The 11,952-nt window shown below is 68.7% G+C and carries 7 protein-coding genes; 3 read left to right on the forward strand and 4 right to left on the reverse strand.

The window, feature by feature from the left end; all coding sequences use genetic code 11:
- The first annotated feature begins 68 nt into the window (after positions 1–68).
- Complete coding sequence (locus QMZ26_RS08600) at positions 69–1,952, forward strand: peptidase M61 (protein WP_283221193.1); 1,884 nt, start codon at positions 69–71, stop codon at positions 1,950–1,952.
- A gap of 83 nt (positions 1,953–2,035) precedes the next feature.
- Complete coding sequence (locus tag QMZ26_RS08605) at positions 2,036–2,542, forward strand: hypothetical protein (protein ID WP_283221194.1); 507 nt, start codon at positions 2,036–2,038, stop codon at positions 2,540–2,542.
- 203 nt (positions 2,543–2,745) lie between these two features.
- Here the strand turns inward: QMZ26_RS08605 and treA are convergent, their stop codons facing one another.
- The 4 genes from treA to QMZ26_RS08625 all read right to left on the reverse strand — a co-directional run bounded on the left by treA (position 2,746) and on the right by QMZ26_RS08625 (position 8,884).
- Positions 2,746–4,365, reverse strand: a complete 1,620-nt coding sequence (treA, locus tag QMZ26_RS08610; RefSeq protein ID WP_283221195.1) for an alpha,alpha-trehalase TreA — start codon at positions 4,363–4,365, stop codon at positions 2,746–2,748.
- 169 nt (positions 4,366–4,534) lie between these two features.
- Positions 4,535–7,306, reverse strand: a complete 2,772-nt coding sequence (locus tag QMZ26_RS08615; protein ID WP_283221196.1) for a TonB-dependent receptor — start codon at positions 7,304–7,306, stop codon at positions 4,535–4,537.
- A gap of 10 nt (positions 7,307–7,316) precedes the next feature.
- Positions 7,317–8,267, reverse strand: coding sequence for a FecR domain-containing protein (locus QMZ26_RS08620; protein WP_283221236.1), 951 nt, complete (start codon positions 8,265–8,267; stop codon positions 7,317–7,319).
- A gap of 14 nt (positions 8,268–8,281) precedes the next feature.
- Complete coding sequence (locus QMZ26_RS08625; RefSeq protein ID WP_283221197.1) at positions 8,282–8,884, reverse strand: sigma-70 family RNA polymerase sigma factor; 603 nt, start codon at positions 8,882–8,884, stop codon at positions 8,282–8,284.
- A gap of 162 nt (positions 8,885–9,046) precedes the next feature.
- Between QMZ26_RS08625 and QMZ26_RS08630 the strand changes: the two genes are divergently transcribed.
- Positions 9,047–11,932, forward strand: coding sequence for an autotransporter domain-containing protein (locus tag QMZ26_RS08630; protein WP_283221198.1), 2,886 nt, complete (start codon positions 9,047–9,049; stop codon positions 11,930–11,932).
- The last annotated feature ends 20 nt before the right edge of the window (positions 11,933–11,952 follow it).

An 11,952-nucleotide genomic window follows, 5' to 3' on the forward strand; every position in this document is an offset into this window, starting at 1 on the left:
TTTGGCCATGGGGCCACGCACCACACAGGCCTAGCATCGAAGGTTCTACCGCTGCTGGAACCTGCCTGATGAAGACCCGTGCCCTGGTGATGTCCGTGCTGTTCGCGCTGGCTGCCACGCCTGCGCTGGCGCAGACCTCGCCGCCGGGCGATGCCGCGGCCCCCGGCCTGCTGCGCATCGATGTGGATGCGCGCGACCTGGCTCGCCGCATCTTCAAGGTGACCGCCACCGTGCCGGTCAAGTCCGGTCCGGTCACCCTGCTGTACCCGCAGTGGATTCCCGGCAACCATTCGCCCACCGGCCCGATCGACAAGCTGGCCGGCCTGCGCGTCACCGCCAATGGCAAGCCGCTGGCCTGGCAGCGCGACCAGTTCAACGTCTACGCATTCAAGGTCGACGTGCCCGAAGGTGTCAGCGAGATCGTCGCCCACTTCGATTTCCTGTCCTCGCAGGGCGGCAGCCAGGGCCGGGTGGTGATGACCCCGGAAATGCTCAACCTGCAGTGGAACGCCAATTCGCTGTACCCGGCCGGCGTCGACGCGCGCAACCTGCAGGCGCAGGCCAGCGTCACCCTGCCCAAGGGCTGGGCCTACGCCACCGCACTGGAAACCGCGCGCCGCGATGGCGATACCGTGGTGTTCAAGCCCATCTCCTACGACCACCTGGTCGACTCGCCGCTGTTTGCCGGTGAGCACCACCAGCGCATCGACCTCGACCCGGGCGCGAAGGTGCCGGTGCACCTCAACGTGTTCGCCGACGATGCAAAGTCGCTGAAGCCGACCGACGCGCAGATCAAGCTGCATCGTGCGCTGGTGCAGCAGGCCGACAAGCTGTACGGCGCGCGCCACTATGACCACTACGAATTCCTGCTGGCGCTGACCGATCGCCTCGGCGGCATTGGCCTGGAGCACCATCGCTCCAGCGAGAACAGCGCCGCCCCCGGCTATTTCACCGAGTGGGACAGCAACGCGTGGATGCGCGATCTGCTGCCGCACGAGTACACCCATTCCTGGAACGGCAAGTACCGCCGCGGCGCAGACCTGGCGACGGCCAACTTCAACGTGCCGATGGGCGACAGCCTGCTGTGGGTGTACGAGGGCCAGACCCAGTTCTGGGGCCAGGTGCTGGCTGCGCGCTCGGGCCTGTGGTCGGCCGAGCAGACCCGCGACACGCTGGCCAATGTGGCGGCCACCTATGACCGGGGCCGCCCCGGCCTGGCCTGGCGCGCGCTGCAGGACACCACCAACGACCCGACCATCGCGCAGCGCCGCGGGCTGGCCTACCGCAACTACCAGATGAGCGAGGATTACTACTCCGGCGGCCAGATGCTGTGGCTGGAAGTGGAAGGCAAGCTGCGCGACCTGAGTGGCAACCGCCGCAGCCTGGATGATTTCGCGCGCGCGTTCTTCGGCGTCGGCAATGGCGACTGGAACGTCAAGCCGTACACCTTCGAGGACGTGGTGGCGACCCTCAACGGCATCGCCCCGTATGACTGGGCCAGCTTCCTGCGGCAGCGCCTGGACGGCCACGGCTCGCTGACCGGTGGCCTGGAACTGGCCGGCTGGAAGCTGGCCTACCGCGATACGCCCAACGAGGCCTACAAGGCGCAGGAAAAGCGCGCCAAGGCGGCCCTGCTGGCGTACTCGCTGGGTGCCACCGTGCTCGACACCGGCGTGGTCGGTGATGTGATCTGGGACAGCCCGGCCTTCAACGCCGGCCTGGCACCGGGCATGAAGGTGATTGCCGTCGGTGGCCGCGAGTACAGCAGCGAACGCCTGAAGGATGCCGTCTCTGCCGCGGCCAAGGACAAGGCGCCCATCGTGCTGCTGGTCAAGCAGTTCGACCGCATCGACACGATGAACATCGACTACCACGGTGGCCTGCAGTACCCGGTGCTGGAACGCATCGCCGGCAAGCCGGACCGCCTTGCCGAGCTGTGGAAGGCACGATGATGCATTGATCTCTGTAGAGTCGACCGTTGGTCGACTGCGTCTGCTGCTGCGCACGGGTGATCCCTCGCCGCTATGATCTTTCGATGGATACCGAAATCAGCGCGCTGGCTGGGATCATCGACGCCATCCGCGCGGATTGGTCACACCCTCGAGTTGCCATGCATCGAATGGGTGAGTGCCCGTTCCTGCTTCGCTCCTCCTTCGTGAAGGGTAGTGGCGTGGCAGAGAGATTCCGGGCGCTTCCAAGCTGCAACGCGCAGTTGCTCGCATTCTGGGGGCTGTGCGCTACGGCCGATCTCTTCAAGGACGAGCAGTTCGGCCAATGGGGTGTTGAGCTGTTGGATGTAACGGAAGCGCACGTTCAGACAGCAGCCCTTTCCGATTTGCGTCCATTGGATTGCCGGGATGGTGATGTCGTATTCGGCCGTTTCTACGGGGACTCGGAGCTCCTTGTTATGGATGCCTCTGGTCGCGTGCTGATCTGCGGGCCGTTGGATGAACGAAAGGATTGGCCCGAAGCAGCGGGATCGCTGGTGGGCTTTCTGACGCGCCTTCATGAGGCCCAGGGCGCAAAATACTGGGAGGCTTGATCCGGCAGGTGCGGCAGTCGAGCTTGCCCTTTGTAGAGTCGAGCCATGCTCGACTGCTTCTGCCAACAGCAGCCGAGCATGGCTCGGCTCTACAAGAGCGGCGCAGCCGAGCATGGCTCGGCTCTACAAGAGCGGCGCAGCCGAGCATGGCTCGGCTCTACAAGAGCGGCAGCAGCCGAGCATGGCTCGGCGCTACAACGCGCTCATTCGACGTCGGCCGCGCTTTCGCAGATGCGCTCCGGTGCGCACAGGCGATCCAGCAGGGCCAGGGTCACGCCGTTGCTCCAGCCGAAACCATCCTGCAGCGGGTATTCGCCGCCACCGCCGCCACTGGCCGAGCCATCCACCACGTACTTCTCCACCAGCTTGCCGTCGCGGTCATAGACCGATTGCACCGTGCGCAGGAAGCGCACGCCCAGCGTCCGTGCCAGCGCCTGCTGGCCGTACTGCTGCAGTCCATCCACCGCCACCCACTGCAGCGGCGCCCAGCCGTTCGGGGCGTCCCATTGCTGCCCGGTATCGTGCTGCGTCGTCAGCAGGCCGCCTGAGCGCAGCAGGCCGGCTTCCACGGCATCGGCGGTGCGCCGCGCCTGTGCTGCGTCGGCAATCTTCAGCCACAGCGGGAACAGCGCTGCGGCGGTGAGGGCAGGGCGCTGCTGGCCGCTGTCCAGGTCGCGGTCGACGTAGTAGCCCTGGCGCGCATCCCACAACTGCGTATTGATGGCCGCACGGCGCGAGGCCGCCAGCTGCTGGTAATGACGCGCATCGTCACGCGCGCCTGATGCGGTGCTGGCGCGTGCCAGCGTCTGTTCCAGCTGGAACAGCAGGCTGTTCAGATCCACCGGCACGATGGCGGTCGTGCGGATGCTGGACAGCTGCGCGGGGTCATCCAGCCAGCGCGAGCTGAAATCCCAGCCGGATTCGGCACCGGCGCGCAGATCGCGGTAGACCTGCGATGGCGGTCGCTGCGATGCCTGCGCCGCGGTCGCCAGATCATCCGTCCACGATTCGGTGCGCGGCACCGCACGCGCATCCCAGTAGCGGTTCAACAGTTGGCCATCGGCCAACCGCACCACGCGTTCGCGCGCCTGGCCGGGTGCAAGGCCCTCGGCGCCGTGCATCCAGAACGCGTGTTCGATGCGCAGCTGCGGCAGGTAGCGCCGGTATGCATCGTCACCTTCGTGGCGGGCCAGCAGTTCCACCATCAGGCTGAAGAACGGCGGCTGCGAACGGCTGAGGTAGTAGCTGCGGTTCCCGTTGGGAATGTGGCCGTACTGGTCCAGCTGCCAGGCGAAGTTGTCGACCATGTCGCGCACCTGCTGCCAGCGCTGGCTGGACGCGAGGCCGAGCAGGGTGAAGTAGCTGTCCCAGTAGTAGACCTCGCGGAAACGGCCGCCGGGCACCACGTACGGGTGCGGCAATGGCAGCAGCGAACCGTGCGGATCGACAGTGGTGGTGTGCCGCTGCAGCACCGGCCACAGGCCTTCGATGTGCGCGCGCAGTGTTTCCCCTGCGGGTGGCACGTAGGCCGGCGCATCGCCCGGTACCGTGAAGCGGGTCGCGACGAAATCGCGCAGCGTGTAACCGGGTTGCCGCTGTGCGGCCTGCCAGTTGGCCAGCACGGCCGCAGCCGGCTGATGCGGCACGGCATCGGCGAAGGTCTTCTGGTCGGCAAACAGGTGGGCGCGCTGCACCTGCTGGAACAACGGCGCGAGCTGCTGGTCGGGAGGCTCAGGGACGCGGGCGGTTTCTTCGGCTGTTGCATTGGCGATGCAGAGCACCAGTGCCAGCGATGCACCGGCCTGGAACATCGAGGGACGCATGGCGTGCCTCCAGAAGGGTGTGCGGCCACTGTAGCCCCGCATGTGTGAAAGCGGTTTGCGGGTTGTTTTTGTAGAGTCGAGCTTGCTCGACTGCTGTTGGAAAGAGCAGTCGAGCAAGCTCGACTCTACAAGAGCGCAGCCGAGCATGGCTCGGCCCTACAAAAACAGGTCAGCGGAACTGCAGGGTCAGCAGGAAGTAGCGGCCCAGCGGATCATCCAGCCCGGCCATCTGCCCGCCGCTGCCAACCAGGTAGTTCACCGGCGCGGTGTCCAGCACGTTGTGCACGTCCAGCGCGGCCACCACGCGCGGGCTCAGCTTGCGCGCCACGTGCAGGTTCCAGCGCAGCTGTGCCGGGTTCATGCAGCGGCGATCGTCGTGCTGTTGCTGCGGGCAGTCCTCACCGGCCAGCCACGCACGCGTGCGGCCAACGCGGTTGCCACGCAGGGCGATGTCCCACGAGGGATTCTGCCACTGCACGTTGACGATGCCGGCGAACGTGGGCGTGGCGTGGCCGCGCAGGTCCACCGCTTCGCCATGCGCGCGGTCCCGGCGCAGTTCCTGCTGCTTCAGGCCATCCAGCGAAAACAGCCACTGGCCATCGCGGCCGGCATCGATGCGGTATTCGCCGCGCAGGACCCAGTTGCGCGAGGTGGTGCGGCCGATGTTGTCGAACGACAGGCGCAGGTCACGCAGGCGGCCCTGCTCATCCAGTTCCCACGTGTCGGGGTTCCACAGTGCATCGCTTGGCTGCAGGGCGAGGATCTCGTTGCGCAGCTCGACGATGTTGTGGGTCAGCGACAACGAGAACGCGTCGGTGGGCGTCCAGCTGGCCGCCAGCGAATGGCTGCGCGAGGTCTCGGCGCGCAGTGCATCGTTCTCCACCACATCCACTTCCACCGCGCAGCCACCGCCGCGCAGCGGCAGTGCGCACGGCGGCAGGGTGTCCGACGCCGGCAACGCCAGCAGGCCGAAGTAAGCCGGCGGTCGCCGCCGCTCGAACAGGCTGGGCGCACGGAAGCCACGGCCGCTGGCCAGCAGGAACGACCAGTGCGGGCTGGGGCTCCAGCGCAGGCCGGCGCGCGGCGAGAACGCGCTGTCGCCATCATCGCGGTCCAGCCGTGCCGCCAGGTCCAGGCGCAGTGTCGAGGCCAGCGGCAGTCCGACTTCGGCATAGGCCGCACTGCTCGGCCGCGACAGCCGGCGCTGCTCCAGCGGCAGGCCCAGCGCCAGCTCGCCCTTGCCCAGCAGCGGGTCGGGCAGCGACGTCCAGCGTTCCTGGCGCAGGTCGATGCCGGTGGCCAGTTGCGCCTTGCCGCCGGGCAGGTCCATCAGTTCGCGCTGCACGCCCCACCAGCCCTGCAGCTGGCTGGTACGGCCGCGGTTGCGGATGTCGGGGAACAGTTCGTCGGCCAGGCCCGCTGGCAGCGTGGAAAAACCGGGCAGGAAGTCCAGCGCGAGCGCAGCCTCCAGCAGGCGTTCGCTGCGCACGGCGCCTCCGGTACGCAGGTCCACCTGGCTGCGCTGCGCGCTCAGGCCGGCCTCCCAGCTGCGGCCGCTCTGGTCGCGGCCGATGCCCACGGTCAGGTCGCCTTCGCTGGCCCGCACCCGCGGCTGCACCTCGCCGCCCTCCTGCAGCACCACGTTGAGCAGGGCGTTGCGGTTGAAGTTCAGTGCGACTGCGGTCGGCCCCAGTTCGAAGCGCTGGCGGTTGTGGCTGGCGCGCGCCTCCACATAGGCATAGCGGCCGTCGCCCCGCTCGTGGCGGTAGCGCAGGTAGCCGGCCACGGTGTCCGATGCCGGCTGCAGCGAACGCGGGCGCACGCTGTCGTACCAGCAGCCATCCTCTTCCTCCTGCAGCGGCGCGTGGCATTCGCTGGCCGGGTAGTAATCACCGTTGGCCAGGATCAGCCCGATCGGGTACAGCTCGCTGTCGGCATGCCAGCGGCGGCGGTCACCGGCGACGTGGCGCAGGCGGTGCAGGTCGAGGCCGGCGAACCAGCGGTCACCGTTGCCGCGCACGCCGCCGGTGGCGGCCTGCACGCGGTGCTGGTCGCCGTCGCCGCGGCTGCTGGCGCCGGTCTGCAGGGTGGCCTCCGGCCCATCGGCCTGGTCGCGCAGGATGATGTTGACCACGCCGGACATCGCATCGGCGCCGTAGATGGCCGATGCGCCCCCGCGCACGAGTTCGATGCGCTCGACGAAACTGAGCGGAATGCCGCCCAGGTCGGTCAGGCCGCCTTCCTCCAGCGACACCATCGGGTAGCGCGGCAGGCGGCGGCCGTTGACCAGGAACAGGGTGGCGCGCGGGCCCATGCCGTCCAGGCTGGTGGTGGCGGCGGCGCCCACCGGCAGGTACAGCGAATCACCGCCGCGCGAAGTGCTCAGCGGCGGGTGGCCGTTCATGCCGGGCAGGTGGCGCAGCAGATCGAACAGCGTGCCGTAGCCGCTGCGCAGGATGTCCTCGCGTTCGATCACCGTCACCGGCAGGGTGGTCTGCACCGAGCTGCGTGGCAGGCGGCTGCCGGTGACATGGATCGGTGCCAGTTCCACCTGCGCCGGCCGCTGCGGTCGCGGTGGCGGGGCCGGCACGACCCGGGCAGGCGGTGCCGCAGCCACGGCATGGCGGCGCAGCACGAAGCCACCACTGGGGGTGCGCAGGATGTTGACCGGCTTGCCGGCCACCAGGGCTTTCAGTGCAGCGGCAGGTTCCTGCGGCCCCTGCGTGCCGGGGCTGCGCAGATCGGCCAGTTCGCGTGCATCGAACACCAGCGCCTGGCCGCTCTGCCGTGCCCACTGCTGCAGCGCCGGCACCAGCGGGCCGGCGGCGATGCGGTACTCGGTGGGTGCGGTGGGGGGCGCATCTGCAGCGGCCGTGGCGCCGGCCAGGGCAAGCCACAGCAGGACCATCAGGCCCTGTCGCAGTGCCCCGGGGCTGGGCATCCGCGCCGCCTCAGTAGGTGCGGCGCAGTTCCAGCGCGCCATCCTTGCGCGGCTGGCCAGCGATCGACCACCCCAGTTCCAGGGCAGACAGCAGTTCGTGCGCATCGCCGGCACGGAAGGTGCCGCTCACCGCCAGATCGGCGATGTCCGGGTCGGCAATCACCAGCGGCGTGCTGCCGTAGCGGTTCATGCGCTCGACCACGGTGGACAGCGGGGTGGCGTCGAACACCAGCCGGCCCTCGGGCCAGGCTTCGGCGGCGGCGGTGGTGGACAGCTGCGGGCCGGGCTGGATGCGGCCGGACGGTGACACCTGCAGCTGCTGGCCGGGGGCCAGCGTGTGCTGGGCGCTGCCGCTGGTCACTTCCACGGCGCCTTCCAGCAGCGCCACTTCCACCCGGCCATCGGTCAACCGCTCGACCTGGAAGGTGGTGCCGATATCGCGGATGCTGCTGCCGCCGGCCTGCACCCGCAGCGCGCGCGCTGAGGCGGCCACCTGCAGCTGCATGCGGCCACGCTCCAGTTCCAGTTCGCGCTTGCGCCAGCCGAAGCGGGCGCTCAGTGTGGTGCCGGCATCGAGGGTGGCGACGCTGCCATCGGCCAGCGTGCGCACCTGCGGCTGGTGGCTGGCATTGGCGTAGATCAGCGGCGTGGGGTTGCCATCGGTGAATACCAGCCAGCCGATGCCCACCGCCAGGCAGACGCCGGCCGCGGCCGCCACCGAAGGCAGCCAGCGCTGTACCGGCACGCGGGCGGCACGGCTGGCGGCGGTGCGCAGCCACGGGTCACCGGCCAAGCCGGCACTGCGCTGGTGCAGCGTCTCGGCCTGTACCCAGGCGCTGACGTGGGAAGGGTGCTCGGCCAGCCAGTCCTCGAACGCTTCGCGCTCGATCGACGTGCAGTCGGGGGCTTCCAGCCGGGCCACCCAGGCGCTTGCGCGCTCGAACAGCAACGTGTCATCCATGTAGGCGTCGCGGGTCACTCACTATCTCCATCAGTGTGGAGAGGATTGCTGCCCAGCTCCTTGCGCAGGCCCTGGAGGGCACGGGCGATGTGTTTTTCCACCGTCTTGGCGGTGATGCCGCAGTGCCGGGCGATCTGTGCGTAGCTCATCCCGGTGATGCGGTTGAGCAGGTACACCTCGCGGGCACGTTCGGGAAGCTTGAACAGTGCCTGTCGCAGCAGCGCGATCATCTGGCCGGATTCTGCCTGACGCAGTGGATCGGGAGAAGTGCCTTGCGGCTCCTCGCTGCCATCGCGTTCACCCAGCGGCAGGTGGCCGCGCGCCTGCGACGAACGCCCGCGGTCGGCCAGGCGGTTGCGGGCGATGCGGTACAGCAGCAGGCGCAGTTCGTCGGTGCCGTGCCCGCGGTAGCGGATCAGCCGCTCCATGCTGTCCTGTGCAATGTCCTCGGCATCATCCGGGCCGATGCCGCGCATGCGCAGGAAAGCGCACAGCGGCGCGCGTTCCTCGCGGATGAAGGCGATGAAGGCATCCGGAACCCCGGCCGGGTCCGGCGCGCGACGGGGCAGGGGGGAGGGGGCGGACAGGGGAAGGGCCTCGAACGACGAACGCGTCATCGAGTTTTACAAGACGATGACCAAAGGGGGAAGTCCGTGTCGTATGCCAATGCGTTATGTGAACGCATTCATATTTTCGTGCGCGATGCACTGGGGGAGATCGGCGCGCTGCGGCGTTCTGCTTTCGTCCCGCGTGGTGCGGGTTTGGAGAGAGAGACCGCAATGAAGCATTCGAAGTTGAGCCTGGCCCTGGCCGGCCTGGTGGGTATGGCAACGCTGGGCGCGATCGGCAACGCAGGGGCGATGAACTACCACGTGCAGGACGACCGCGTCGTCCTCAGTGGTGGCGTCACCTTCGCCGACGTGGTCGCGCTGCCGGCCCTGCTGGCCAAGGCACAGGCCGAAGGCCGGCCGATCCGCGAAGTCGTGCTGCGCACCTCCAACGGTGGCGCGCTGATTGCCGGTGAGTGGCTGCAGGCCATCATCCGCACCAACGGCCTGGACACCATCGTGTCCGGGCATTGCATCTCGTCGTGCTCGATCATGCAGTCCGGCGGCGTCAACCGTTACCTGGCAGGCGATCTGCCGACGGTCGATTCGGTGCAGATCCACGCTGCCAGCAGCGGCGGCCGCATCACCTACGCGCCGTCGCCGCGCATGACCCAGATCTACACCGACAACTATGGCGGCGGCATGGATGCCGGCCTGCTGCACAAGGCCATGTACGAAGTGGTGGCGCCCAACGGCCTGCTGGTGTTCCGCGACCCGGCCCGCACCAGCGGCACGTCGGTCAGCTTCGATCCCGATGGCAGCGGCCGCAACCTGCAGCTCTTCCCGGGCCAGGACATCTACAGCAACAACATCATCACCGAGGCCGGTTACCGCAACCCCGGCGATACCCTGACCGTCGCCGGCACTGTCAGCGGTGACATCAACCCGGGCTACATGTCCACTGCCCGCCAACTGCAGGCCTTCGTCGAGGACGACTTCTCGCGCTGGAACGACGCCGGCTACGCCACCACCTACATCAACCTTGCGGTCAGCATCTACAACGCCGCCAGCGACGGCCCCAATGGCATCGGCGATGCCTCGGTGCAGGACTACCTCAATGACCCGGGCATCCAGCAGCTGCTGCTGGGCAAGCTGCGCCTGGGTGAACTCGATGCCTCCGCGCTGGCCAACTCGGCCGGCGTGATCCGCGTGGCCAAGGGCGGCACCTGGCGCACCTCGGCCACCACCGGCGCCGATTTCATGCTGGTCGACGGCGGCACCATCGCCCTGGAAGGTGGCGCGCTGCGCGCACCGGAAGTGCGGGTGATGCCCGGTGGCATGGTGGTCGGCCACGGCGACATCGCGTCGCTGGAAACCGATACCGACGCCCTGCTCGGCGCGACCGGCCCGTCGCTGCGCGAGGACGGCTTCAACCGCCTGCGCGTGTACGGCACCCTGATGCCGCGCGGTGGCGACCTGGTCACCCACGGCTACGTCAACATCATGCCGGGCGGCAACGTGCTGTTCGATGTCACCGAAGCCGGTGGCAGCGATAGCGGCCGCCTGCGCGTGGGCACCTTCTTCGACGGCGGCCAGACCGACGGCGCGCTGGTGATCTCGCCCGGCGCGCACCTGGAGTTGAACGTCGCCCAGGGCTTCTATGCCGGCAACTACCAGCGCGAACTGATCACCGGGCCGATCTACGAGGACGGCTTCGCCGACGCCGTGCGCCTGGGTGATACGGGCTACAGCGCCAGCATCACCGACAACGAAGTCTTCCGCCCGCGCCACAACTCGCTGCTCAGCTTCAACATCAACCAGACCGAAGACGGCCTGTCGCTGACCGCCAACCCGGGCTTCGACCAGCTGGCACAGCTGACCGCCAGCAACGGCAACCAGAGCCTGGGCGTTGCCCTGGCTGCGGCGGGTGACCGCCAGGATGCCCGCCTGAAGTCGCTGCTGGGCGCGCTGCAGTTTGCCGACCGCGATGTCATCGCACAGCAGGCCGGTGCCCTGCGGGGTGACGGGCACGCCACCCTGCGCCTGGCCGACAACGCCCTGCTGGGCAGCATCGGCAGCGTGGTGACGCAGCACCAGGCCGGCCTGCGCAGCGGCAGCGGCGATGCCGGCGGCCTGGCGGCGCAGGCGGCACAGTCGGCGGCAGCGCAGCCCGGCATGGCCAGCGGCAGCCTGTTCAACCAGCTGGCCATGCATCTGGTCGAGCCTGCCGCGCAGGCCCTGGCCGGCACCGACAGCGGCGCCGGTGCGCGCAACCACGGCTTCTGGGGCCGCGGCTTCGGCAGCCATGGCCGCATCGATGGCGAAGGCGGCGTGGCCGGCCTGAGCCACACCGTGGGCGGCATCGTGCTGGGTGCCGATACGCGCGTGGCCGATGACCGCGTCAGCCTGGGCGTCAGCGTGGCGGCGGCAGACATGTCGACCAAGGCGCGCGATGGTTCCGGCTTCACCGGTGACGTGCGCGCGCTGGATATCGGTGGCTACCTCGATGCCACCTACGCGCGTGGCTACCTGTCGGCCGCCGTGCGCTACACCGACCTGCGCCACGACACCCGTCGCGGCATTGCCGGCATCGACGGCCTGAACGATTCGCTGCGCGCCAAGTACAACAACGATGCGATCTCCGCGCGCCTGGAGCACGGCTTCAGCTTCACCACCGGCAACGGGCTGGTGGTGCAGCCGCTGCTGCCGGTGGTGGACTACGCGCGCACCTCGGCCACCCGCTTCAACGAAGGGCAGGGCGCGGGCGCACTGGCCGGCCGTGGCGACAGCCTGGAAAGCATCCGCGTGGGTGCCGGCCTGCAGCTGTTCAAGACCTTCAACCGTGCCAACGGCGAGCGCATCACACCGCGCGCGCGCGTGGTCTGGCAGAAGGAACTGGGCGACACCCAGGCCCGCTACAGCACCGGCTTCGCCGCCGCCCCGGACCTGGTGTTCGGCAGCAGCAGCCAGACCCTGGGCGAGCAGGTGCTGGCCTGGAACCTGGGCGTCACCAGTCGTGCCAGTGACCGCCTGTCGGTGATGGTGGACTACGTGGGCGAGCGCCGCGATGGCCAGGTGCAGAACGGCGTGATGCTGGGTCTCGGCTACGCGTTCTGAGTAAAGGGCGCACCGGCGGC

This window comes from Stenotrophomonas sp. PFBMAA-4 (assembly GCF_030053215.1).
GTDB lineage: Bacteria > Pseudomonadota > Gammaproteobacteria > Xanthomonadales > Xanthomonadaceae > Stenotrophomonas.